This is a genomic window from Thermomicrobium roseum DSM 5159, from assembly GCF_000021685.1.
Lineage (GTDB): Bacteria > Chloroflexota > Chloroflexia > Thermomicrobiales > Thermomicrobiaceae > Thermomicrobium > Thermomicrobium roseum.
This window is the reverse complement of sequence record NC_011959.1, coordinates 1,893,890-1,917,962: the sequence shown is the minus strand read 5'-3', so window position 1 is coordinate 1,917,962 and position 24,073 is coordinate 1,893,890. Positions and strand designations below refer to the sequence as shown.

General features: G+C 66.1%; 21 protein-coding genes. 9 read left to right on the top strand and 12 right to left on the bottom strand.

Annotation, left to right across the window (positions count from 1 at the left end; all coding sequences use genetic code 11):
- Positions 1-49 precede the first annotated feature (49 nt).
- Positions 50-2,743, top strand: a complete 2,694-nt coding sequence (locus TRD_RS13765; protein WP_015922849.1) for a putative bifunctional diguanylate cyclase/phosphodiesterase — start codon at positions 50-52, stop codon at positions 2,741-2,743.
- A gap of 55 nt (positions 2,744-2,798) precedes the next feature.
- Positions 2,799-3,509 carry an SDR family oxidoreductase gene (locus TRD_RS08905; protein ID WP_015922848.1) on the top strand — a complete coding sequence of 237 codons (711 nt, stop codon included), beginning with the start codon at positions 2,799-2,801 and terminating at the stop codon, positions 3,507-3,509.
- Positions 3,510-3,517: 8 nt separating this feature from the next.
- On the opposite strand, the gene TRD_RS08900 is transcribed toward TRD_RS08905, so the two are convergent.
- Both TRD_RS08900 and TRD_RS08895 read right to left on the bottom strand, forming a co-directional pair.
- A complete protein-coding gene (locus TRD_RS08900; RefSeq protein ID WP_015922847.1) occupies positions 3,518-5,212 on the bottom strand; it encodes a trypsin-like serine peptidase in 1,695 nt (564 codons plus the stop codon).
- Between the two features lie 383 nt (positions 5,213-5,595).
- Complete coding sequence (locus TRD_RS08895; protein WP_015922846.1) at positions 5,596-5,850, bottom strand: twin-arginine translocase TatA/TatE family subunit; 255 nt, start codon at positions 5,848-5,850, stop codon at positions 5,596-5,598.
- A 320-nt stretch (positions 5,851-6,170) separates the two neighbouring features.
- Here TRD_RS08895 and TRD_RS08885 point away from each other — a divergent pair, with 320 nt between their 5' ends.
- Complete coding sequence (locus TRD_RS08885; protein WP_015922844.1) at positions 6,171-6,926, top strand: PIG-L deacetylase family protein; 756 nt, start codon at positions 6,171-6,173, stop codon at positions 6,924-6,926.
- A gap of 525 nt (positions 6,927-7,451) precedes the next feature.
- On the opposite strand, the gene TRD_RS15380 is transcribed toward TRD_RS08885, so the two are convergent.
- From TRD_RS15380 to TRD_RS14865, 3 genes are read right to left on the bottom strand one after another with little or no spacing between them, the layout of a single operon-like run.
- Entirely contained in the window at positions 7,452-7,781 is a 330-nt protein-coding gene (locus TRD_RS15380) for a DNA-processing protein DprA (RefSeq protein WP_015922843.1), read from the bottom strand.
- Positions 7,741-8,241: a ComF family protein gene (locus tag TRD_RS13760; protein WP_015922842.1), complete on the bottom strand. Its 501-nt coding sequence runs from the start codon at positions 8,239-8,241 to the stop codon at positions 7,741-7,743. The genes TRD_RS15380 and TRD_RS13760 overlap by 41 nt, the downstream gene beginning before the upstream one ends.
- A gap of 9 nt (positions 8,242-8,250) precedes the next feature.
- Positions 8,251-8,415: a hypothetical protein gene (locus TRD_RS14865; protein ID WP_169302295.1), complete on the bottom strand. Its 165-nt coding sequence runs from the start codon at positions 8,413-8,415 to the stop codon at positions 8,251-8,253.
- A 288-nt stretch (positions 8,416-8,703) separates the two neighbouring features.
- On the opposite strand from TRD_RS14865, the gene TRD_RS08870 reads away from it, so the two are divergent.
- The gene (locus TRD_RS08870; RefSeq protein WP_041436084.1) at positions 8,704-11,892 is read left to right on the top strand and encodes a WD40/YVTN/BNR-like repeat-containing protein; all 3,189 of its coding nucleotides are present in this window, start codon (positions 8,704-8,706) and stop codon (positions 11,890-11,892) included.
- Positions 11,893-11,972: 80 nt separating this feature from the next.
- Here TRD_RS08870 and TRD_RS08865 read toward each other — a convergent pair whose 3' ends face one another.
- The gene (locus TRD_RS08865) at positions 11,973-12,320 is read right to left on the bottom strand and encodes a histidine triad nucleotide-binding protein (RefSeq protein WP_015922838.1); all 348 of its coding nucleotides are present in this window, start codon (positions 12,318-12,320) and stop codon (positions 11,973-11,975) included.
- A gap of 30 nt (positions 12,321-12,350) precedes the next feature.
- Here TRD_RS08865 and mutM point away from each other — a divergent pair, with 30 nt between their 5' ends.
- Positions 12,351-13,220, top strand: coding sequence for a bifunctional DNA-formamidopyrimidine glycosylase/DNA-(apurinic or apyrimidinic site) lyase (gene mutM, locus TRD_RS08860; protein ID WP_015922837.1), 870 nt, complete (start codon positions 12,351-12,353; stop codon positions 13,218-13,220).
- A 38-nt stretch (positions 13,221-13,258) separates the two neighbouring features.
- On the opposite strand, the gene TRD_RS08855 is transcribed toward mutM, so the two are convergent.
- A complete protein-coding gene (locus TRD_RS08855; RefSeq protein WP_015922836.1) occupies positions 13,259-14,494 on the bottom strand; it encodes a threonine synthase in 1,236 nt (411 codons plus the stop codon).
- A 194-nt stretch (positions 14,495-14,688) separates the two neighbouring features.
- Between TRD_RS08855 and TRD_RS08850 the strand changes: the two genes are divergently transcribed.
- Complete coding sequence (locus TRD_RS08850; RefSeq protein ID WP_143714675.1) at positions 14,689-15,867, top strand: glycosyltransferase family 4 protein; 1,179 nt, start codon at positions 14,689-14,691, stop codon at positions 15,865-15,867.
- On the opposite strand, the gene TRD_RS08845 is transcribed toward TRD_RS08850, so the two are convergent.
- From TRD_RS08845 to gltX, 3 genes are all read right to left on the bottom strand, one after another.
- Positions 15,839-16,930, bottom strand: coding sequence for an LLM class flavin-dependent oxidoreductase (locus TRD_RS08845; protein WP_143714674.1), 1,092 nt, complete (start codon positions 16,928-16,930; stop codon positions 15,839-15,841). The genes TRD_RS08850 and TRD_RS08845 overlap by 29 nt on opposite strands.
- A 605-nt stretch (positions 16,931-17,535) precedes the next feature.
- Complete coding sequence (locus tag TRD_RS08840) at positions 17,536-17,736, bottom strand: hypothetical protein (RefSeq protein WP_015922833.1); 201 nt, start codon at positions 17,734-17,736, stop codon at positions 17,536-17,538.
- A 54-nt stretch (positions 17,737-17,790) separates the two neighbouring features.
- On the bottom strand, positions 17,791-19,311 hold the full coding sequence (gene gltX / locus TRD_RS08835) for a glutamate--tRNA ligase (protein ID WP_015922832.1): 1,521 nt from the start codon (positions 19,309-19,311) through the stop codon (positions 17,791-17,793).
- An 89-nt stretch (positions 19,312-19,400) separates the two neighbouring features.
- Here gltX and TRD_RS13755 point away from each other — a divergent pair, with 89 nt between their 5' ends.
- Positions 19,401-20,069 (top strand): HAD family hydrolase, encoded by a 669-nt coding sequence (locus tag TRD_RS13755; RefSeq protein WP_015922831.1) that lies wholly within the window; start codon positions 19,401-19,403, stop codon positions 20,067-20,069.
- Here TRD_RS13755 and TRD_RS08825 read toward each other — a convergent pair.
- Positions 20,066-20,347, bottom strand: coding sequence for a 4a-hydroxytetrahydrobiopterin dehydratase (locus TRD_RS08825; RefSeq protein ID WP_015922830.1), 282 nt, complete (start codon positions 20,345-20,347; stop codon positions 20,066-20,068). The genes TRD_RS13755 and TRD_RS08825 overlap by 4 nt on opposite strands.
- Before the next feature lie 329 nt (positions 20,348-20,676).
- On the opposite strand from TRD_RS08825, the gene TRD_RS13750 reads away from it, so the two are divergent.
- Together TRD_RS13750 and TRD_RS08815 are read left to right on the top strand one after the other, a co-directional pair.
- A complete protein-coding gene (locus tag TRD_RS13750) occupies positions 20,677-22,284 on the top strand; it encodes a hypothetical protein (protein ID WP_015922829.1) in 1,608 nt (535 codons plus the stop codon).
- A 100-nt stretch (positions 22,285-22,384) separates the two neighbouring features.
- Positions 22,385-22,858 (top strand): DinB family protein, encoded by a 474-nt coding sequence (locus TRD_RS08815; RefSeq protein WP_015922827.1) that lies wholly within the window; start codon positions 22,385-22,387, stop codon positions 22,856-22,858.
- Between the two features lie 9 nt (positions 22,859-22,867).
- Here the strand turns inward: TRD_RS08815 and TRD_RS08810 are convergent, their stop codons facing one another.
- A complete protein-coding gene (locus TRD_RS08810; RefSeq protein WP_015922826.1) occupies positions 22,868-23,905 on the bottom strand; it encodes a threonine aldolase family protein in 1,038 nt (345 codons plus the stop codon).
- Between the last annotated feature and the right edge of the window lie 168 nt (positions 23,906-24,073).

The following is a 24,073-nucleotide window of genomic DNA, read 5'->3' as shown; positions in this document are numbered from 1 at the left end:
TGTCGCCTGGCTGTCGCTGCGCGCCGAGCGCCGAGATGAGGTGGAGACCGTGGCAAAGAGTGCCGATCCGCCTGCCCGCGTATCCTCCGCGACGGAAGCGGTGCTCCCGGAGACAGCTCGGCTCGCGACGCTCGCTCGGGCTATGCTTCTCCTCAATCGGGAGTCCGATGTCCGCCGGGCACTGGCCGAAGCGCTTCCGCTCTTCTACGAGACGTTCGCTGCCGCCGCTGCCTGGGTCACTATGCGCGTCGGGGAGCGCTTCGAACTGGTCGCTGCGACCGGACTTCCGCCCGCTCTGGAGGCTGGTGATCGCCAAGAACTCCGCTGGTCACCGTGCCGCTGCCAGCGGATGGCACTGGCTGGCGAGCTGACGGAGACCGCGACCGTGCTCGCCTGCGAGCGCCTGGCTCGCCTGCGCGAACAGCCCGGTGACCACCGGGGGACCGGGGAACTCACCTGGCATCTTTCCATCCCGCTCCGGCTTCCCAGCGGGCCGATTCTCGGCGTTCTCAATTTGGCGTATCGCTCTCTCCCCCACCTCGCTCCCAGCGACAAAGCGGTGCTCGATCTCGTCGGTGAGCTCCTGGCTGCGACGATCGAGCGAACGCAGCTCGCAGCTGAACTCGCCCGGCTTCGCTCGGACGAGCAGGTCCAGGCGACGCACCTGGCACAACAGCTGATCGGGCTGAGTAGCGTCGTCGAGGTCGCCGATGCGCTCTTCGCCGCACTCGAGCCCGTGCTCGAGCCGGATGCCATCAGTTTGCTCACCGTTGATCCTTCCGGACAGTTCCTGGTTCTCCGGGCTGCCCATGGCTGGGCAGTTGACTGGATCGGTCGTTTGTGGCTCCCACTGGAACCGCCGACACACAACGGACCAGCCTGGGCGCTCCATACCGGTCACCCCTTCACCGTCCAACTCGACCAACCCGATTGGCCGTTTCATATTCCAACACCGGTGCAGCAAGCCGGAGTCCGCCTCTCCGCTTTCCTCCCACTCTATGCGACCCGGCAACCGATTGGCGTGATCGTGGCCAATTACTGGACAGTTCGCCCGGTGAGCGAGGAGCAGCTCCGGTTCGCCACCTTGTTGTGCGAGATCGTTGCGGTCGGACTGATGCGCGCGCTGGATCATGAACGCACCGAGCGACTGATCAGCGAGCTGCCGATCGGTGTCTTCCAACTCGATGCTCATGGGCGCATCCTGCGGGCGAACCGGGCACTGGCTACCCTGCTCGGTTGGGAGCGTCCCGATGAACTGGAAGGGCAGCTGCTGAGCGAGGCCTTTGCCGATCGGTCGGAAGCCCAGCGCTGGCTGCACCAGTTAGGGGGTGATGGCATCCTGGCCGGTACCGAATTCCGCTGGCGACGTCGGGACAACAGGCTGATCTGGGTGCGTGTCTCGGCTCGGGCCGACCACTCACCGGCTGGTCAGTCCCTCGTCATCGAGGGAACAGTCGAAGACATCAGCGAGCGCAAGAGTGTCGAGGAGCGCCTGGCATACCTCGCCCGTCATGACACGCTGACCGGTATCGCTAACCGCCACGCGTTGCTCGAGACGCTGCAGGAGCGGCTCGCTCGTGCCGTGCGGAGCGGACGATCCGGTGCCCTCTTGCTCCTCGATCTCGACCACTTCAAAGAGGTGAACGATCGACTCGGTCACGCTGCTGGTGACGCCGTCTTGCGTGCAGTCGCAAACCGGCTCATCGGCACCCTGCGATCCGACGACCTCGTCGCCCGCGTGGGCGGAGACGAATTCGCTGCTCTTCTGCACCCGGTTACCCGTGAGGGGGCCGAATGCGTCGGCAGGCGGTTGCTCGACGTGATCGGGCAGATCATGGTCCCACTGCCCGATCGGGTGATCCGCCTCCGCGCAAGCTGCGGCATCGCGCTCTTTCCGGAGCACGGGACGACAGTCGAGGAACTGCTCATCGCCGCTGACCGGGCTCTCTACCAGGCCAAATACCGCGGGCGTGACCGTCTCGAGGTCTACGAACCCGCGATCGCGGAACCCGAACAGCCGAGGACAGCGCACCTCTCCATCGTGCAGTCGGCGTTGGCGAACGGGAACCTCTTGCTCTTCGCACAGCCGATCTTGGACCTTCGCCGCGAGCGCATCGCCGCCTACGAACTCCTGATTCGTCTTCGGGAAGGTGAGCGAGTGCTCGAACCCGGCATGTTCTTCCCTGTCACGGAAGGTCTCGGGATCGTGCCCCAGTTCGATCTGTGGGTACTCGAGCGTGCGTGCGAGCTGAATCTCACGAGTCGCGGCCGCATTCATCTCAATGTGTCGGCTCGAACATTGCGCGAAGCGCGTCATTTTGCTGTGCTGCGCGACCTGCTCGAACGCTGCCCGTTCGCCCCGAGACAACTCGTCCTCGAGGTAACCGAGACAACAGCATTGATCGACTTCGTCCAAGCGCACGAGCACCTCCAACGATTGCGCGAGCGCGGTTGTCGCATCGCGCTGGACGACTTCGGGGTCGGCTATTCGTCCCTCTACCAATTGCGTCACTTGCCGATCGACTTCATCAAGATCGATGGCATGTTCATCGTCGATCTCGCGGAGAACCCCGTGAACCAGAGCATCGTGCGCGCCATCGTCGCGCTCGCCCGCGCTGTGGGGGCGGAAACGATCGCCGGGTGGGTCGAGAGCGCGGAAACGCTGGCGCTCCTCCGCGAACTCGGAGTGGATCACGCACAAGGGTTCGCGATCGGTCGACCAGAACCACTCGCGCTCCCTTGACCTCCTCCGTACACTCAGCCTCGAGCTGTGCTCGAGCGGACGAGAGGAGAACCAGATGACGGGCGAGGTTCCGGTCGCGCTGGTAAGCGGGGGGACTGGGCAAGTCGGATCGGTGGTGGTCCGTTTCTTCGCCGAGCGAGGTGCGCGTCTCCTCGTGCCCTATCGCACGAGCGCACACTGGGAGCAACTCCAAGAGTCGCTCGGCTCGCTGGCCGGCCTCGTCGACGGGCTCGCCGTCGACCTCGCCGATCCCGAGGGAGGCGAACGGGCGGTGGCTGCTGCGCTCGAACGGTTCGGTCGTCTGGACTGGGTGCTGTGCCTGGCCGGTGGCTTCCGGCCCGGTCGTCTCGCCGAGACGGGGCAGGAGGTCTGGCAGGAGCTGCTGGCGCTCAATCTGTGGCCGACCGTCTCCGTGCTGCGGGCGGCGCTCCCGCACCTCCTCGCACAGGGTTCCGGGCGGATCGTCACCGTCGGTGCCCGAGCCGCGCTCGATCCTGGTCCCGGTGCCGTCGCCTATGCAGCGGTCAAGCAGGCTGTCGTGACGTTGACGCTGGCGATCGCGCGCGAGTGCCGCGGCACCGGCGTCACGGCGAACTGCATCGCCCCGGCGACGATCGACACGCCCGCCAACCGCGCCGCCATGCCCACCGCCGACTTCACCAAGTGGGTCAAGCCGGAACAGGTGGCAGCGTTGCTCTGGTATCTCTGCTCACAGGAAGGAGCTGCCCTGAATGGTGCGGTCATCCCGCTGGCCGGGGGGCAATGAGCGCGGCATCATCCCCAGGCATGGGTCGGCATATCGACGCGCGGCGTCCCATCCCAGGTGGCACCGTAGAGGTGCCAACGGAAGGCCTCCTGGAGCGCACGCAATGTGCCGGTGATCGCTTCCGGGATCGGTTGCCCCTCAGGGGTGAACCAGGTGTCAACCGGCTCCGGCGGGAGGAGCCGCTGGGCGTGTGTCGGCACTTCCGGGTGCGGTGCGCCGTCCCACGAGATACCGTAGAGGTGCCAACGGAAGGCTTCCACCAGCGCACGGAGCGTGGTCACGGTGACCTCCCGGTCGAAGCCGTCGGCGTTCACCAGGACCGGCACCGGTTCGGGCGGGCGGACCGCCTGGGCATGGGTCGGCATCGCGCCACGATGGTCACGTCCGTCCCAACTCGTCCCGTAAAGGTGCCAGCGGAAGGCCTCGACCAACGCGCGCACGGTCGCGTTGACTGCTTCGGCCTTGGGGCGCCCCTGGCTGTCGAACCACAGCGTATCGCCGAGATCCCAGCTCACCACGATATCCCATATCGTGCGCAGTTCGCGTCCGCTGGTATCGCGGGCGACCGCCTCGATGGTGTAGTTCCCCGGATCCAGCCAGGCATCCAGCGACACGGTCGGCTGGTCACTGCGCGCCTCGTAGGACGCCACGCGGACGGCCAACTCGCGCAGCGGCCGTTCCGACTCGACCTGGACACTCACGCGCACCCTGCCAGGAAGGACCGTCGCGTAGCGTGCCGGTTCCACCGCGACGAAGCGCATCCCGACGCCGGGCGATGGTGGAGCTGGGCGCGGTCCTGATTCACCCGGCGGCGCCGGGGGCCGCGATGCCCCGAGCTGACAACCAGCGTCGGCACAAAAGCGCTCGACGAAGCGCACGACATCTGGTGTCACCCGGCGAGCGATATTGGCCACGAACGATTCAGCCACAGCGATCCCGAAGACGCTCTGGGTGTCCTCGCGCAAGAGCGGGCCACCGCTCACTCCCTCGATCCAATCCGCGTCGGTCAGGAAAAAGTCGTCACCTTGCACGAGGAGCCGCCCGACTGGCGCGAACCAAAGCGTGCCGAACGGCTTGTCGCTCGGGTAGCCAGCTGTCGTCACCGGCCAGGAGCGGTTCTCCAACTCGCTATCGGCTACGACAGCGAGCGGCAAGCTCCCAGCCTGCAGGCCCAGCGGCCGATCGAGCAGGACGACTCCGAAGTCGTACGTCTTGTCCGGGCTCGTCCCGCCCTCCACCCATCCGCGCGGCACCGATGCGTCGATCGCGGACGCGGTTCCGAACGGGGTCACCAGTTGCCCTCTCTGGCGATCGGCTCCGGGGACGACAGCGAGGCGGGCGACCCACCCACCCGTTTCGGCGAGGTAGAGGCAATGCGCGGCCGTGAGGACAACTGCCGGTCCGATCAGCGTCCCGGAGCAGGAAAACAGCCTCCGGTCAGCCGTTTCACCGACGAGGAGGACGATCGCTGAGGCCGGGAAGCTCGTAGTCGGCGTGACGCGAACCCGGTCATCCGGCGGGAAGATGCGCTGGTAGCGGGCGCGTTCGGCAGCCTGAGCGAGCAGAGCTGACTGGGCAGCAGCGAAGCCAGCTGGTGGGCGGACCAGCGCCTCCGGATCATTCGCTGCACTGGTCGGGACGAGGACGCCGTTCAGGCTCGCCCCGATGAGTGCGACCAGGAGCGCTACGACCCAGCGCGGCATGGCTCCCCGTTCCTTTCCGGCACGGCGCGATTCGCCCACTCTCCATGTCGGCAAGTAAAGCCGAGGGCGAAAGGGGGCCCGTCGACACCCTGTCGTCTCCTCGGCGTCGCTCGAACGGGAGACTTGTCCTGCCAAGCATCGCCGTTCTCGTTGGCTCTAGGGAGCGCTCGGCGCACCGAAGACCGGTCGAGCGAGGGGTCAGCGACCTGGCGAAACGACTCTCCGGAGCTGCCCGATGAGAGCTCTGACTGTCCTAGGTACGGCGAACTCGCTCCATAGCCCGCGCACCAAGGATAGCGCGGAGGAGCCAGTTGACACGAGGCGGTCGACCAGCCGATGAGCAGGTTCGCGCGGTGCCCGGTTCCCGCCCTACATTGGGCAGCTCAGTAACCGGGAACTCGGAACCCCGGAACACGTCGGAGGCGAGCCAGTGTCCAACGCAAGAACGCCGTCTCGGGAGTGCGCGCTCTCTCAGCGGCTCGCTGACCCGACGTCTCGTCCCGCACATTCCGACGGAACTCGCGGATACTCCGTCCGATCGCCGATCCCAGCTCAGAAAGCTTCCCAGGTCCAAAGTCGATCAGGACGATGAGCAAACTGCTGCGCAACCGCCAGGGTTGCCGCAAACCGTCGATCATTTCGGCACCGCCGCTCGTGCCGCACTGCGGTTCAGCGGTACGTCTGTCTCGCCGCCCCAGCACGCTCTGTCGCGACGTTCCCCCATCGTGCTTTCAGGAATCCGCCAAAGCACCGGATCGAGTGTGAGTCGGATACCGCTAGCGCGTTCGTCTGCAGTACCGTTGCCAGTGGATCGCTGGACGATCGGCTCGCTCTCGGTCGTTCTCTGCACCGCGAGCACGAGGTGAGATCGGGTGCCGGAGAGTCGGGCGAGCGTCCTGCTGGATCGTCGAGGTCGGCGAACGGACCGAGTGAAGGATGGCGGAAGGAGACAAGGACGATGACCACGGAGCGGGACGAACGGCACGCGCTGGTGATCGTGGCTCATCCGGACGACATGGAGATCGGCTGTGGTGGAACAGTCGCGCGCTGGGTGGAAGAAGGCTGGATCGTCCGGCTCGTCGTGGTGACCGATGGTGGAGCGGGCGGGCCGGACGACGCGACCGACGTGAGCCCAGAAGCCCGCCAGCGCATCAGCGAGCAGCGCAAGGCGGAACAGCGCGAGGCAGCCAGGATCCTCGGGTTGGCGAGCGTCGACTTCCTCGACTATCCGGATGGCCAGCTGGAGCCGACCCTGGAACTCCGCCGGGATCTGGTGCGCCTGATCCGCCGTTACCGGCCACAGGTGCTGGTCATTCCCTCACCGGAGCGCAACTGGTCTCCCGCCTACCAGGTCGGGCGCTATCACCCCGATCATCTGGCGGTCGGACAAGCCGCCTTGGCAGCTGCCTACCCGGCAGCAGGGAACGCCTGGGACTTTCCCGAACTCCTGCGCGAGGGGCTCGCTCCGCACCACGTCCAGGAGATCTGGGTGATCAACGCACCGGTCTTGAACCATGCGGTCGACATCACGACGACGCTCGAGCGCAAGCTCGCCGCGCTCCGTGCGCATCGCAGCCAGTTCGGAGACCGGCTGGCCCTCGTCGAGCGCTGGCTGCGCCAGGCCGCCATGGAGCGCGGCGTGCGCCACGGCATGCACTATGCGGAGGAGTTTCACCGCATCCGCGTCCGCGAGCCCTTCCCCTTCCGGCGGTGAGCGAACGACGGGCGCCGGCGAGCCAGGTGGCGACGAGCGCGCACTGGTCCCACCTGAGGCACCAAGCACCGACCCGTTCCGGGGCTGGAGCCCTCCGGGTCGGAACACCTGCTGCCGACCGCGTCCCGGCCGGCACCGTTTCCTGGACTCACAGCGGACACCGTTCGAGCCAAACGACCCCGTCGTGTGCCTGCCTCTGGGAGGAGCGCGCGGGACGAGCAGTCAGGGAGATCGCACGGAGGATGGTCCACGACATGTAGCCCAACGGAAGCAGGCTGATCGGAGCACAAAGCGACAACCTGAACCGACTGCACGCGCGAACCTGGGTGAGCGCCTCGCTCCGACGTCGGCGGCTCGGACGAGGGAGCACAGTGCGAGCGATGAAGAACGCTGTATGGGGGAGCACGACACCCGCGCATCCATGATAACGAACGAGTTATCCCTGTCCGCGCCGAATCTCGAGCTGCTGTATCCGAGAACGAGCACGTCGTTTTAGGGTCAGTCAGTATACGGTGGCTCTCGCGTTCATTGGCCGTTCATTGGCTCAGGAGAACGACGCGCTTGAAGGCGTATGAGCGAGAACTTCTGAAGCCGTGCCCTCATGCCCGCTCGAGCACGGCGCGACCCGACGATGGCGACCAGTCGATCCGACGCCAGAAGCTCGAGGTTGCCCCGGCAGAAGAGCGTCGGTGGCCGGACGTCCTTCGCCCCTTCGCGGAGCTGGAGCGGGTACCGCGGGTCTTCGGGAACGAGTTCGATCCAGTCGGTTACCCCGCTCGCCGCAACGCCCCTGTCTGCCGCACGAGTACGTATCTCAGAAAGGTATTTGGTCGCCCCACGGGTCCCCCTCCACATCGTCCCTGTCCGGCGAACGAAAGCGTGTTCTCCACGCACCGCCCGCGCCTTCCGGATAGGTGCGTGTCAGCGTCACCACCAGCACATACACCCCAGCCACACCACCCTCTTCGCGGAGTACCCGCGTGGCCGCCGCAAGTGTGGTGCCCGTCTGGCAGATGTCGTCGAACAGCAGCACCCACTGGCCGCGGTAGCGCTCCGGATCGGTCACCGTAAAAACCCCAGCGAGTTCCTGTTCCCGCTCGGCCAGCGAGTCGATGCTCTTCAGCATCGGCGTCGGCCGCTGCTTTACCAGATACCGCTCGGCGAGAGGCAGCCCCGTCCGCTCGGCGAGTGCACGCGCCAGCTCACGCACCGGTTGGAGAGGACGATCCTCGTTGGACGGGGGAACAGGAACGATCGCGGCCAACCACAGCCTGACGACCCTCGTGTCGAGAAAGTCAGCCAGGGCTACGACCAACGGCGCCACCTAACTGGCATCTGACTGGTACTGCAACTGGTAGAGCCGCTCCGCGACTGGGGTACGGTGCACGCCGCCTTGCTCTGCTGGCTCGGTATGCCAGTCGAGCGCCCAGCCAGCACGCCATGGCCCCTCGGGAAGCGAGCGTTCACCCATCGACGACTCACGCGTCACCTCGAACTCGAGTAGCGAGTGCATAGCCGTTACGGTTTCTTTCCGCAAGAGGCCAGGGTGCGTCCAGTAGGGACCGGTGCGCGAGCAACCACGCGTGCGACACGCTGGCGCCGAAACCGACGGGGACGGAGCCGCGCCGCTCCCTGGCGATCAGGCGAGTGCGGTTCGGCGGCGACTCCGGTCGACGACTTCTCTACAGCGCGCACTCATGCGACACTGGTGAGCGGTGCCGCAACCGGAGGCGAGGAGGCGGCATCAGCGCTGACGGCTGGGAGGAGGGTAGTAACGATGTCCAGGGATTTGATCGGACACCTGACCGAAGCGCTCCGCTTCCGCTGCATTGGCCCCCATCGGGGCGGGCGAGTCGTGGCGGTGGCCGGGCACCCCGAGGACCCGATGGTCTTTTATTTCGGTGCCTGTGCCGGAGGCGTCTGGAAGACCGAGGACGGGGGGACGACCTGGTGGAACGTCTCGGATGGCTTCTTCCAGACGGCTGCGGTCGGTGCCATCGCGATCGCGTCGTCCGATCCGAACGTGCTCTACGTCGGGACTGGTGAAGCCTGCATCCGCGGCAATGTCTCGCACGGGGACGGCGTCTACAAGTCGACCGACGGCGGACGCACCTGGGTCAACGTCGGCTTGCGCGATACCCGGCATATCGCCAAGATCCGCGTCCATCCACACGATCCTGACCTCGTCTACGTGGCGGCGCTCGGCCACGCGTTCGGCCCCAACGAGGAGCGCGGCGTCTTCCGCAGCCGCGACGGTGGGCGAACCTGGGAGCGCGTCCTGTATCGGGACGCCGAGACTGGGGCCATCGACCTGGTCATGGACCCGCACAATCCACGCATCCTCTACGCAGCGCTCTGGCAGGCACGCCGCTGGCCCTGGAAGCTGGTGAGCGGTGGTCCCGGCTCCGGCATCTTCCGCTCCACCGACGGTGGAGAGACGTGGGAAGAACTGACCCGCAAGCCTGGACTCCCCAAGGGGATCATCGGGCGCGTGGGACTGGCTGTCTCCGCCAAGCCGGGACGGCTCTGGGCCCTCGTCGAGGCCGAGGATGGGGCGCTCTTCCGCTCCGAGGACTACGGCGAGACCTGGGAGCGAGTGAGCGACAAGGGTGACCTCCGCTGGCGCGCCTGGTACTTCCATCATCTCTGCGCCGATCCGGTCGATCCCGACACGCTCTGGGTGCTCGATCTCAAACTCTGGAAGTCGATCGACGGTGGGAAGACCTTCAGCGAGGTTCCGACACCGCACGGTGACCACCATGATCACTGGATCGATCCCAAGAATCCACTGCGCATGATCAACGGTAACGACGGGGGCGCGTGCGTCAGTTTCGACGGCGGTCGCACCTGGTCGACCCAGTTCAACCAGCCGACGGCCCAGCTCTACCACGTGACCGTCGACAACCGCTTCCCCTACTGGGTCTATGGTTCCCAGCAGGACAATACGGCGATCGCCTTGCCCAGCCGCTCAGTCAACGGAGCCATCACCACCTGCGAATGGGAAGAACCGGGAGGCGGCGAGAGCGGGCACATCGCGGTCAAGCCGGACGACCCCGCGATCGTGATCGGTGGAGCGATCGGGAGCGGCGAGGGGAATGGGAGGTTGATCCGCTACAACCGGCGGACCGGCGAGCAGCGCAACATCACGGTCTGGCCCTACGAGACGAGCATGGCGGAGGGAGCGGAATCGCTCCGCTACCGCTTCCAGTGGACCTTCCCGATCCTCTTCTCGCCGCACGATCCCAACACGCTCTACGTCTGCTCGCAGGTCGTGCACCGCTCGCGCGATCTCGGCTACACCTGGGAAGTGATCAGCCCTGACCTCACGCGGAACGATCCGGAGAAACTCGCGCCATCTGGTGGACCGATCACGCGCGACAACACCGGGGCCGAGGTCTACTGCACGATCTTCGCCTTCGTCGAATCGCCCCATCAGCCTGGTGTCTTCTGGGCTGGCACCGATGATGGCCTCGTGCACGTCTCTCGTGACGGCGGCGTGACCTGGGAGAACGTCACCCCACCGGAGCTTCCCGAGTGGGCCACAGTCGCGTCGCTCGAGGTCTCGCCGCACGACCCGGAGACGGTCTACCTGGCTGCTCACCGCTACCGACTCGATGATCCAGCCCCCTACCTCTTCGTCACGCGCGACGGCGGCAAGACCTGGCACTCGCTGCGCGCTGATCTTCCGGAGGAGACGATCTGCCGCGTGCTCCGCGTCGATCCAGCCAAGCCGGGGCTCTTGTACCTCGGTACCGAGACCGGGCTCTGGATCTCGCTCGACGACGGCCAGCACTGGCACCGCTGGCAGGGGAACCTTCCGATCTGCCCCATCTACGATCTCGTCGTAAAGGACGATGATCTGGTCGTCGCGACGCACGGTCGGAGCTTCTGGATCCTGGACGACGTGACGCCGCTGCGCCAATTCGATCCGGCCCGTCTGGACGGACCGGCCTCTCTCTTCGCTCCGCGTCCGACCATCCGCTTCAAGACCTATCCCGGATACGGCAGCGAAGTACCCAACACTGTGAGCTACCGCTGGGCCGGACCGATCGTCTATGCGGCCTGGGTCACCGAACAACCGACCGGTGTCAAGGAGGCGCGACCGCTCGACGCTGGTCAGAATCCGCCGGACGGCGCGATCATCACCTACTACCTCTCTGAAGAACCAGCCGAGGTGACGCTGAGCATCCTGGATGCGGATGGCCGCGAGCTGCGGCGCTTTTCCAGCGAGAAGCCGGTCGATCCACTACCCGATGTGCCGGACGAGAAGAAGCCATCCCTTCCCCCGCGCCTCGCCAAGACTCCTGGCTTCCACCGCTTCGTTTGGGACCTCCGCATCGAAGGTGCCCGTCGGGCCATCGGCGACAAACCCTACGAGGGGTACCTGGTCGGCCCGCGCGTGGTGCCCGGTACCTACCAGGTTCGCCTGACCGTGGGCGACCGGAACTGGACGCAACCGCTCGAGATCCGGCCCGATCCGCGCCTCTCGGTCACCCGCGAGGACCTCGTCCGGCAGTACGAACTGCTCGTGCGTATCCGCGACAAGGTCTCGGAAGCACACGATGCCATCAACCGCCTGCGCGATACCCGGCGCCAGCTCCTGGAGTGGCGTGACCGCTTGGAAGCGAGCGGCGCTGCGGCCGATCTCGTGGACGACGTGCGGCGCATGATCGAGCGCCTCGGGGCGCTCGTCGATGAACTCTTGGAGCCGCGCATGGACGACCCGCGCCAGTTCCCGCCGCGCGCTCCGGCTCGGCTGGCGATCTTGCAGAGCTTCGTCGATAGCGCGGACGATCGCCCGACAGCAGGTGAGGAGGAGGTCTATCGCCTGCTCGCCSCCGAGATCGATGCTGTTCTGACACGCGTTCAGAAGGTCTTCGACGAAGAACTCCCAGCGCTCAGCCAGCGGCTCCTCCAGGCTGGGGCGAACCCGATCGTGCCACGCAGCGTGCTCGCCCGGCCGTAACGAGACGGCACGTGACGGCCAGATGCCGCGCCGGAACGTGTTCCGGCGCGGCATCTCCGCACGAGCGCTCGCCGAGGCGATCAGCCGAGCGGCAGACGCAACCGGTTTCCACCGAGTACGTGAAAATGCAGGTGGAAGACGCTCTGGCCAGCATCCGGGCCGACATTCGTCACCACCCGGTAGCCGCTCCGGTCGAGCCCGTGCTCGCGCGCGACCTTGGCAGCGACTTGCAGGCAGCGTCCGAGCAAGAGCGGATCGCTCTCCTCCGCTTCGGCCAGTGACCGGATATGCTGGTTGGGGACGACGAGGAGGTGAATCCGCGCCTGGGGATGGATATCCCAAAAGACGGTCACCGACTCGTCCTGATGGACGAGGCGCGCTGGCTGGCGACCAGCGACGATCTCACAGAAGATACAGAAATCAGCCATTCCCTTCCCTCCTCGGTTCGTGAGGTCGATATGCCAGAGCTACCGGAAGTCGAAACCATCCGCCGCACCCTGGCGCCCGTTCTCATCGGCGCGCTGGTCATCGGCGCGCTCCGCGGCGAGCACCCCGAGGATATTCTGCTCGATCCTTGGCCAGTCTTCGCCCGCCGCGTGCGCCGGCACCGCATCGTCGCACTCGAACGGCGCGGGAAGTATCTCGCTGCTCGCTTCGAGGACGGTGACCGGCTCGTGATCCATCTCGGCATGACGGGGGAACTCCGACTCAGCCACCCCGCTACCGCCCCAGGCAAGCATTGTCACCTGGCGCTGGTCCTGCGCTCGCTGCGACCCTTGCCCCCGTCGCTCGTCGATCAGCGGCAACGGTTCCTGCTTCGCTATCTGGACATCCGGCGGTTCGGGCGCATCGCTCTCCTCGATCAGGCAGGGTGGGAAACCTTCACCGCGCGACTCGGCCCCGAGCCGCTCGATCCGACCCTCGACCCACGCGCGCTCTGGTCGCGCCTGCGCGAGCGTCGGACAGCGATCAAGGCAGCACTGCTCGATCAAGCGCTCCTGGCCGGAATCGGGAACATCTACGCGGACGAGGCCTTATTCCAGGCGCGCCTCCATCCAGCACGGCGCTGCCAGACGCTCTCCCTGGACGAGGTCGAGCGGCTGCTGGTGGCGCTGCGCACTGTCCTGTCGGCAGCGATCGAGAACGCCGGAACCACCATCCGCGATTACCGCGACGGTCAAGGACGAGCCGGCTCCTTCCAGTCCCGGCTCCAGGTATACGGCAAGCCGGCTGGGACGCCATGCCCGCGCTGCGGAACCGGACTCGCGCGGATCCGGATCGCTGGCCGGAGCAGCGTGTTCTGCCCACGCTGTCAGCCCCTCCACTGAAGCCCAGCGCTGTCACGCTCTCACCGAGTCCAGCCGGTTCAGCCGACCGGCGGATCGGGCAGCGAGTCAGCGTCCGGCTCGAGGACCGGGCACTGCTCGTCGGCAGGCAGGAGTTCCGGATGCTTGAGCCCGCTGCCGGTCAGGAAGAGCACTACTTCGGCATCGGGCGCGAGCCACCCGTTGGCCCTGAGCTGCCGAACCGCCGCGACGGTCGCCCCGGCCTCCGGCGAGACGAGCACGCCCTCGTCGGTCGCCAGGATCCGCGTCCCCTCGAGAAGTTCCTGATCGCTCACCGCTACCGCTGTGCCACCGCTCGCCCGTACAGCTGCGAGAACGAGCTCGTCCCCGATGGTCGCTGGGACACGGAGGCCGGGCGCGATCGTCTGCGCTCCTTCCCACGGTCGTGCCCGGGTGGCGCCCTCGTGAAAGGCCCGCACGAGTGGTGCGCACCCCTCTGGCTGGACGATGACGAAACGCGCACGTGAACCAGCGAGCAGCCCGAGCGCCGCGAGTTCGGCGAAGGCCTTCTCCATACCGACGATGCCGGTTCCCCCACCGGTCGGATAAACGATGACGTCGGGAAGGCGCCAACCGAGCTGTTCGACGAGTTCGAACCCCATCGTTTTCTTGCCCTCGGCACGGTAGGGCTCGCGGAGCGTCGAGAGATCGGCCCAGCCGCGTTCGGCTGCGAAGCGACGCACGAGGCGCCCGCAATCGGTGATGAGGCCACGCACGCGGTAGACCCGAGCACCGTAGGCCAGGCATTCCCGGACGATGCTCGGCGGCGTATCCATCGGGAGAAAGACGAAAGCAGGAATGCCGGCGCGCGCTGCATAGGCGCTGAGCGCGGCAGCAGCGTTCCCGGCCGATGGTAAGGCGACCGCGCGAGCACCGAGTTCGATCGCCCGACTCACCGCGACGGCCAGACCGCGAGACTTGAAGCTCCCGGTGGGGTTCCGACTCTCGTCCTTCAGCCAAAGCCGCCGCAACCCCAACGTACGAGCGAGCCGCGGCGCGGGAAGGAGCGGTGTGCCACCCTCGCCCAGCGTGAGCCGGAAGCGGGGATCGCACACCGGCAGGAGTTCCGCATAGCGCCAGAGTGTCCAGGGGCGAGCAGCCAGCTCGGCAGGACGAAAAGTCCAGCGGGCTCGCTCCAGATCGTAGCGAGCAGCCAAGACGTGACCGCAATCCGGGCACGTTCCATGCCATTCGTCAGCCGAGACGGTGCGCTGGCACCCGGTACAGACGAGATGCGTGAGCGTGCTCTCGAGCATCGAGGAAGCCTCCCTTCGCCCGCATTCTAGCGGTCAGGATGGGGCAGAGGCTGCGTCGAGTCGTTCGGTGCCCTTGACATGGACAAGCTCAATGCGTTATGTTCCAGTGGTTGGCGTTCTGTGCTGGTTCGCTGCTCCATCAGCGACCTGTTCTTCGAAAGCACGACGACGCTCAGGGATGGGAGGTGGAGAGGATGCGGATCGCGCAGATCGCGCCCCTGTACGAGGCAGTCCCACCCAAGTTGTATGGCGGAACCGAGCGAGTCGTCTTTGCCTTGGTCGAAGAGCTCGTCCGGCGTGGGCACGACGTGACGCTCTTCGCGACAGCAGACTCACAGACGAGTGCTCGGCTGATCCCGATGGCTCCCTCCGGCTTGCGCCTGGCGGGGGCGAGAGATCCGATCGCGCTGCACGTTGCGATGCTCGAAGAGGTGTACGCGCACGCTGACGAGTTCGACATCATTCATTCCCACGTCGATTATTTGACGTTCCCCTTCGCTCGCACCGTCACGACACCGACGGTGACCACCCTGCACGGTCGGTTGGACATGCCGGAAACGCGGCGTGTGCTCAGTCGCTTCACCGATCAGCGCTTGATCAGTATCAGCCGGAGTCAACGAGCACCCTTGGCTGACTTGCCACTCCGCTGGGTCGGTACGGTCTACAATGGCGTCCGTTTGGAAAACTTTCCCTTCCGACCGGAACCGCAGGATCCCCCGTACCTCGCCTTCGTGGGCCGGATCTCACCGGAGAAGCGCCCCGACTGGGCGATCGAGGTGGCACGACGGTTGGGACTCCCGCTAAAGATCGGAGCCAAGATCGACCCTGCGGACCGCGACTGGGCCGAAGCGCACTTCCTGCCCCTGCTCGGCACCCCTGGTGTCGAGTACCTGGGAGAGGTCGACGAGCGACAGAAGGCCGAACTCTTGGGCGGTGCGCTCGCTCTCCTCTTCCCGATCGATTGGCCTGAACCCTTCGGCCTGGTTCTCGCCGAAGCGATGGCCTGTGGCACTCCGGTCGTGGCCTTCCCGGGTGGCGCCGTGGAAGAGATCGTCATCGATGGCGTGACCGGGTACATCTGCCACAGCAAGACGCTCGACGAGATGGTCGAGAAGGTCCGGCAGATCGAGCGGATCGATCGCTCAGCTTGCCGCCGACACGTCGAGCAGCACTTCTCCAGCATCGCGATGACCGACGCCTATGAGGCGATCTATCAGGAGATCCTGCTCGAGCAGGCGGTGACAGCGCTTCGCGGAGACAGGCGATTCGTTCTCGCCGTTCCCGGGGAGGAACGGATCGGGACTAGCCTCCCGGAACGAGCAGGGCGATTGGCCGCGAACGGCTTCACGACTCCCGTTCCGCTGGAACGGTGAGGAGTGCTCGCACGACGGCACGGTAGGCCTCGGTATCGGGCTCGGGCAGCGCCCGCAGGAAGACATGCGTCACCCCGAGCGCTGCGAGACGAGCCAAGCGAGGCCGGAGATCCCGCGCCGGCCCGATGAGACAGAGCTGAGCGACGAGTTCCGTCGGAACCAGCTGGCGGACGAGAGCTGGATCGACCGAGCGCCGGATATCGTGCCACGGGCGTCCCGCGCGCAGGAGGTCGTCGATCCGCAGGAGGCGGCGCAGCTCAACGATGAGGCGCTCGACATCGAAGCCCGGCACGATGACCTGCTGGGCCATACCGGGAAGCGTGCAGAGCAACGCGAAGGGGAGCTTGCGTTCCTCGAGCACCGGCTCCGGATCGTCCGTCATCACGAGGTTCGCGCGGAGGAAAACCGGAAACGAGGCCGGATCGCGTCCGGCTGCCACTAGATCAGCGTGCAGCGCTGGGAGCAGCTGGGCCAGAAAGTGTTCGCTCGCGAAGTCCGCGATCAGGATGCCATCGGCTGATCGGACGGCAAGCTGGCGAGCCTGTCGACCGAGCGCCGCGAGATAGATGGGGAGATGCTCCTGGAGCGGAGCGATGCTGAGGGGCCAATCGCGGACACGGAACCGCGTTCCTTCCAGCGACGCCCGATACGGCGGCTGCCACCACTGCCGGAGCAGCGCGATCGCCTCCCGCATCGTCGCGAGCGGCGCATCAGCCGGAATGCCGAGACCATACGCGTAGAACTCCGGCTGCCCACGACCGAGACCGAGAAAGGCCCGCCCACCGCTCAGCCGGTCCAGCGTCGCGACAGCCATCGCGATCTGCACGGGATGGCGGAGAAGCGCGCTCGTCACGCCCGTACCCAGGTGGATCCGCTCGCTGCGTCCCGCTGCTGCACTGGCAACCGCGATCGCATCCCACCCATCAGGGTCCTCGCTCAGCCAGACCGAGTGGAGACCCGCGCGATCCGCCGCGGCGATCGTCTCGAGCGTCCAGTTCACCGCAGCGCGCGGATCCTGTGCCCGTGCCCAGCGGTGGGGCGAGAGATCGAGACAGAACTCCATGGTTTTCGCGCTCCGCGCGGTGATCGACCCTGGTATCACCAGGCCAGCGAGCGAGGCAGGAACCACACCGGCTCCACTCGGCCAGCCGGCAATCGCGGTGTCCGCCCGCGTGGACACCCTGCCCCGTCGGCAAGGACTGTACCATGCGACAGGCCGGTGCGCCGCGCATCGCCCATCCGCCCTGGCTCGCTGAGGCCAGTCGCACGATGGAGCGCGCACACGATTCCGCCGGTGGCATCTCCGTCGGAGCGATGCAAGGGCCGCTCCTCGCACCACGAGAGCCACGGCGTGAGGTGACTCGCGTCCGTTCACGTCCCCCGCGCGCTCGGCGATCTCGCTGGCGCCTCCGATGCCGGACGGAGCCGAGAGCCCGGGCGACGCGGCCTGCACGACGACGGTAGGGCAGCGCGAGGAGGCAGCGAGAGGCAAACCCAAAAGAAAAGGCCCCGACGATCCTCGGTTCGGGTTTCCTACTCCCCTTGCGGGTTTCGGATTCCCGGCCTCGAATCGTCGGGGCCTAGTTACAGGATACCCATCGCGCACCCTCGAGCAAGGGGAAAGCGTTACAAAAACGCAACAGTTTTGTGCGGCGATGAGTCTCCGCTTCAGGAGCGGAGACGCCGGAACAGCCAGAGCGCACCAGCCACAGCCCCAACCAGCGGTGCCGCGGCCAGGAGTCCTAAGCTGAGCTGGGTGAGTCCGATCGCTCCACCGGAGAGCAGCACGATCGAGAGCTGGAGGACCAGACCAACGACGATGACCAGCAGCGCGATCGCGAGCCCGCGAACCTTCGGGCTCTGCGACATGCTGCTCGCCGGTTGATCCCTCCGCCCTCTCCGGCTCATCGGCTCGTTCGCTTCTCACGCCGTCGCGCTGCTCGCCCGTGCCGCGAGGTAGGCGGCGAGCTTTTCGCGGGCCCGTGCCAGTCGCTCCAGCGAGCGCTCCGCGCCGAGCACGCGCAAGGTCTCGAAGAGTCCTGGCGAGACCGTGCGCCCCGTCACCGCAACCCGGATGGGCATGAAGAGCTGCCCCGTCTTGAGTCCGAGTTCCTCGGCGAGGCCCCGCAAGCGCTGCTCGAGATCGGTCTCGTCAGCGAAGTTGGCCTGGCGCAACGTCGCGATCACCCGGTCCAGCGCCTGGAGCACGCGTTCCGGCTCCACCTTGCGCTGCAGCAAGAGCTCGGGGTCGTAGTCTTCGACGTCGGCGAAGAAGAAGCGCGTCAGATCCGGTACTTCGCTGAGCAGCTTGGCCCGATCCTTGACCAGCGCGACGACTTCCCGGACATAGGCGAAAGCAGGGCTCGCCGGATCGTCTGCTTCCGGCCCGACCAGCCCAGCATCGCGTAAGAAGGGGACACAGCGTCGCGCGAACTCGTCGACCGAAAGGACATGATTGATGTAGTACTGGTTCATCCAGAGCAGCTTCTCGAAATTGAAGCGGGCTGGGTGCGGATTGACTTCCTCCAGCCGGAAGAGCTGGATCAGCTCCTCGCGGGAAAAGATCTCGCGCTCGGCATCGTACGCCCAACCGAGCAGTGCCAGGTAATTGATCATCGCCTCGGGGAGATAGCCGAGGCGCTTGAACTCCAGCACTCCCGTCGCGCCATGTCGCTTGGACAGTTTTCCCTTTCCATCCGGACTCAGGATGAGCGGAAGGTGACAGAGCACTGGCATCTCCCAGCCGAAAGCGCGATAGAGCTGCGCGTGAAGCGGTGCGGACGGGATCCACTCCTCCGCACGGAGAATGTGGGAGATCTCCATGAAATGGTCGTCGACCACATTGGCGAGATGGTACGTCGGGAAACCATCCGACTTGAGAAGGACGAGATCCTGGAGCAACCGATTCTCGTAGGTGATCTCGCCACGCAAAAGATCGACGATCGTCGTGACGCCCTCGAGGGGCATCTTGAAGCGGATCACTGCTGGCTCACCGCGGGCCAGTCGTGCTTCCACCTCTTCCGGTGGAAGGAAACGGCAGTGCCGATCGTAGCCCGGCGGCTCCCCGCGCGCCCGCTGTTCCTGGCGAACACGCTCCAAGCGCTCCGGCGTACAGAAGCAGTAATACGCGTGGCCGTGCTCGACCAGCCAGCGAGCATGCTCTCGATAGAGGGGAAGACGCTGGCTTTGGATGTAGGGACCGTACGGTCCCCCGATATCCGGGCCCTCGTCCCATTCCAGTCCGAGCCACTTCAACCCCTCGATGATGCCGGCGATGCTTTGACCGACCAAGCGCGCCTGGTCGGTATCTTCGATGCGCAGGATGAAGGCACCACCGTGCTGGCGAGCGAAGAGCCAATTGAACAGCGCGGTCCGCGCACCACCGACGTGGAGGTCACCAGTCGGGCTCGGTGCGAAGCGAACCCGTACGCGTGCGGTCGTCATCGTCCATCTCCTCGCTTTCGAGCGCCGTCGCGTTGCGCTCGAAAACAAGTATGCTGGACTCGGCACGAGCGCGTGCAGGGAGTGGATGCATGAGCCGAGACGACCGTGGTGTTCTTTTCGATCTGGACGGTGTCCTCATCGACAGCGAGCAGGCGCATTTCGAGGCCACGCGCCAGGCGTTCCGTCACCTGCGCCTTCCCGAACTCACCGAAGACCTCTACCGAAGCCAGATGATCGGCCGACCTGACCGGGAAGCGATCGCGGCGGCGATGCACGCGCTCGGCATCCCCGCCAGCTGGCTCGAACCGGTTCTGGAAAGCAAAGCAGACTTCTATCAGGAACTCTTGGCCGCAGGTCGCGTCGACCTCTTGACCGATGGGATCGCCGCAGTACACGCCGCGCTCGAGGCTGGTTATCCGGTCGCTCTCGTCACCGGAGCGCTGGCTGTCGAGGCGCACTGGGCACTCCGCGCCGCTGGCCTGATGGGCCGGATCACGACGGTCGTCACGGCAGAGGACGTCCGCGCCGGGAAACCGGACCCAGAGCCGTATCGCACCGCCTGCAGCCGGCTCGGGGTCGCGCCCGGACGGAGCGTCGCTGTCGAGGACTCGCCAGCTGGAGTCGCGGCGGGACGCGCAGCAGGGTTGCGCGTCCTGGCCGTCGCCCGCCAGCCCTTCCCCGAACTCGCCGCAGCCGATCGGGTCGTTACCGTCCTCTCCTGGGAAGCGATCGCCGACCTGTTGGCTCGCTCACGCTAGCTTGCCAACTCTGCCAGTTTGCGAGCCAGCGCGATGTCGCGCTCGGTAATTCCCCCTGCTTCGTGGGTGGTGAGCAGCAAATGCACGCGGTTGTACCGAATCGTGATATCCGGGTGATGGCGCGCTTCCTCAGCGAGTTCGGCCACGCGGTTCACGAACGCCATGGCTTCCCGGAAGTTCTTGAACACGTAGGTGCGAACGAGCGCATCCCCCTGGCGTTCCCAACCAGGGATCTCCTGGAGAAGGGACGCGATCGTGGCGTCGTCGAGCCGTGCCATGCAAGACCTCCTCGTCGTCCAGCAGTCCGTCGGATCGATTGTAACGATCCAGCCGGATCGAGGTCCGCGGAGAATACAAAGAACTATCCTCATTCTATTCAGAGACTGTTCATAGCCATTCTGTCCTCGATTCTTCCACTCGAACACGACCGTGCACGGATTCGCAGAGAACGGCGATCATCTAATTCATAGTTGGTTCTCAGATTTGACACCGGCTGCACGCACTCGTATACTCCCGGCTCGTGCGCTGTGGGACCAGAGGCGTCCCCAGCTATCTGCCGATCGCATCTTGCAATCGGCATGAACGAGATGGAAAAGGGAGGGAAGGGATGCGAGCAGCGCCGAAACAGCTGCTCATGCTGGTCATTTTCGTGTTCTTCGCCTCGGCCACGCCAGTTGCCGCGGCACCGACACGGAGCGACGATCCCACGACAGCGATCCCAGCCGTCGCCGCACTCTGGGTTCAGTTGGACGGATTCGCTCGCTATCAGGGGAACGGTCCCAGCTGGACGCTCGGTCCCGCCATCCGGGCTATCGCGACCGAGCCATACGAGGAGGCACCAGGTGGCGCTCGCCTCGTCTACTACTTCGACAAGGCCCGCGTCGAGGTGAACGACCCGGCCTCTGCCGATGACGGGCAGCTCACGCTCGGCTTACTGGTGCGCGACATGATTTCCGGCTCGCTCCAGGTCGGAGACCAGCGCTTCGTCCCGGTCGCACCCGCCGACATCCCGCTCGCGGGAGACGTGACCCAGAACGACATCGCTCCTACCTACGCATCGCTCCGAGCAGTCGCCACGCTCGGCGACGCGGCCGCAGAGCACCGCGCGCCTGACCGCACCGGTCAGCTGGTGACCGCTGCCCTCCGACGCGATGGCCGGGTCGTGCCCGACGCTGTGCCGGAGTCATCGGTCCGCATCGCCGTCTACGAGTCCACCAGTGGGCACAACATCCCGAGCGTCTTTTGGGAGGCGCTGCAGCACCTGCCCTTGCCGTGGCTGGCACTGACCGGCTATCCGCTCACCGAGCCGTATTGGGTGCAGACACGCGTCGCCGGTGCCGAGCGACTCGTCCTGGTGCAGGCGTTCGAGCGACGCGTGTTGACCTACGACCCTGCCAATCCCCCCGGCTGGCAAGTCGAATGGGGCAACGTCGGACTCCACTACCGGCTCTGGCGAGGGCTCGCCGCTTCCCCGGACCCGGAAGTCCAAGCACTCGCCAGTGGCATGCCCTTCGGCGAAGTGCTGGTCTCGGCCGCTCGCGCCGTACGAGTCGACCCGTATCTCCTGGTCGCTCTGGCCACCGTGCTCACCCAAAACGATCCGCTCGCAGCGAACTCGCGAGGGCTCGGCCTGCTGCTCGTCCCGCGCGAGCGACTGACCGGCGAACCATACCCGCTCGATCCGAGCGTCAACGCGCGCCGGGCTGCTCCGTTGCTGGCCCAGGCGATCGCCCAAGCCGGCCTCGAAGGCGGACTGGCCCACTATCTCGCCGCCTCCGGCAGCAGTGCGCGTCCGGAAGAAGTCCTGCGCACCGCCGACTATCTCCGTCAGCGTTTTCCGCCCGGTGCCCCCTTGCCGAGTGGCCCAGCTCTGACCGAAATCGGGCGCGGACATGCTGCCTTCTATGACCCGAGTTACGATGTCAGCTGGTGGGAGCGCACGCTGGCAGCCTACGCGAGTTGGGGAGGCGCCGTAGCCGATGCTGCGCCTGATCCGCACGGCTACTATTGCGTCCACCCGGACTTCCGCCCCGGTCAACGCCTGCTGCTCATCGCCAACGGTCAGGCGCTCTGGTGCACCATCGGTGACACAGTCGCACCCGGTCACGTCGCCGCCTGGCGCAGCCGCTGGGTCATCGAGCTGTCCTGGCCGACTTTTGTCGCGCTCGGTCTCGACCGGAACAACGAGGTCATCGTCTGGGGGCCAAGCGAGTGAGCGAGTCGCTGCTCGTCGCTCATCGACGCGACAACCGCCGCTGCGGTAGCATCGGCTCGACGCTGTCGACAGTCGCGCGCTCACCGGGAGAGGAGCGACGATGGAAACGCTGACGCAACTACTCCGCTTCAACCACTGGGCCAACCGGCTCATCGTGGAGCACTGCCGATCCATCGATCCCGCCCTGCTCGATGCGCCGCCACCGCCGGGTGTCTATGGATCGGTCCGGGCGACTCTGGCGCATCTCGCCTGGGCAGAAGCGCTGTACGTCGCGCGCTTGCGCGGCGAAGAGCCGGTCGACCTTCCGGCCGATGCCTCGCTCGACGAGATCGTCACCTCGCTCGAGCGCACTGGACGCGAACTTCTCGAGCTCGCGACGAGCGTTCCAGGTGACCGGGTGATTTCGTACACGTCGGCCGTTTTCGGACCCGTCTCGGTCCCGGCCGCGGCGATCGTCGCACAAGCGATCGTGCACGGCTGCGATCACCGGTCGCAGCTCGCGGTGCTCTTCACCCAGCTGGGCGCACCGCTCCCGGAACTCGATGTCTGGCGCTTCGTCGGCATCCGCCGCTGAGCGAATCGATCAGCGGCGCCCGAGAACGACCCGGCGGACTGCCTGGATCGCCCGCTCGATGTCCTGGCGCGTCACGTCGAGATGCGTCACCGCTCGCACGCGGTAGCGGCCGACCGCACCCATCCGAACGCCTTCGGCGAGCAGTGCTTCGGTGAAGGCTGCAGCCGTCATTCCCGTGTTCTGGACGTCGAAGAAGACGATGTTCGTTTCCACCTCAGCGGGATCGAGGCCGATCCCAGGAGTTTCCGCCAGCCCTTCGGCGAGGAGCCGCGCATTCGCATGATCCTCGGCCAATCGCTCGACATGGTGCTGGAGCGCGTAGATGCCTGCGGCGGCCAAGATGCCAGCTTGACGCATCGCGCCGCCGAACATCTGCTTGTACCGGCGGGCCAACCGCATCGTCTCATCGTCGCCAGCCAGCACCGCGCCGACCGGGCAGCCGAGTCCTTTGGAGAGATCGATCCAAACGGTATCGACCGAGCGGCACCAGGTCGCGGCCGGTAGACCAGTCGCCACGACAGCATTGAGCAGACGAGCACCATCCATGTGCACCTTGAGACCTAGCCGATGCGCGGTGGCGCACACCGCCTGCAGCGTCTCGATCGGCCAGATTTTCCCACCGCCCCGATTGTGGGTATTCTCGATGCAGACCAGCGTCGTCGGTGGCGTGTGAACGCCATCCCCGGGATCGGCTGCTGCTTCGACTTGCTCCGCAGTGAAGACACCGCGCACACCGTCGACGAGGTACGTCAGCACACCGCACACCAGTCCTGGTCCCCCGGCCTCCGACGTCACCGGATGGGCCGTTCGCTCGATGATGATCCGGTCACCTGGCTGAGTATGGACCTTGATTCCGACGAGGTTGCACATGGTTCCCGACGGGAGGAAGAGCGCTGCTTCCTTTCCGGTGAGTTCGGCCACCATTTCCTGCAAGCGATTGACAGAAGGATCTTCACCCAGCTGCTCGTCGCCGACCTCCGCCTCGGCCATTACCCGGCGCATCGCCGGAGTCGGTCGCGTCACGGTATCGCTGATGAGATCGATCATGGCCTGACGTTCCTTTCTCTAATCGGCTCGCTCGCCCACCTGGATGGTGGGCGACATGGTCTGGCCAGGACTCCTGCGCACCGCCGCCGGCATCGATGGCGCCGGCGTGCTCCGATCCGGCAGCGGACACCGCTGCGAGGCGGCGCTTGCTCGCGCCTGACCACGTCT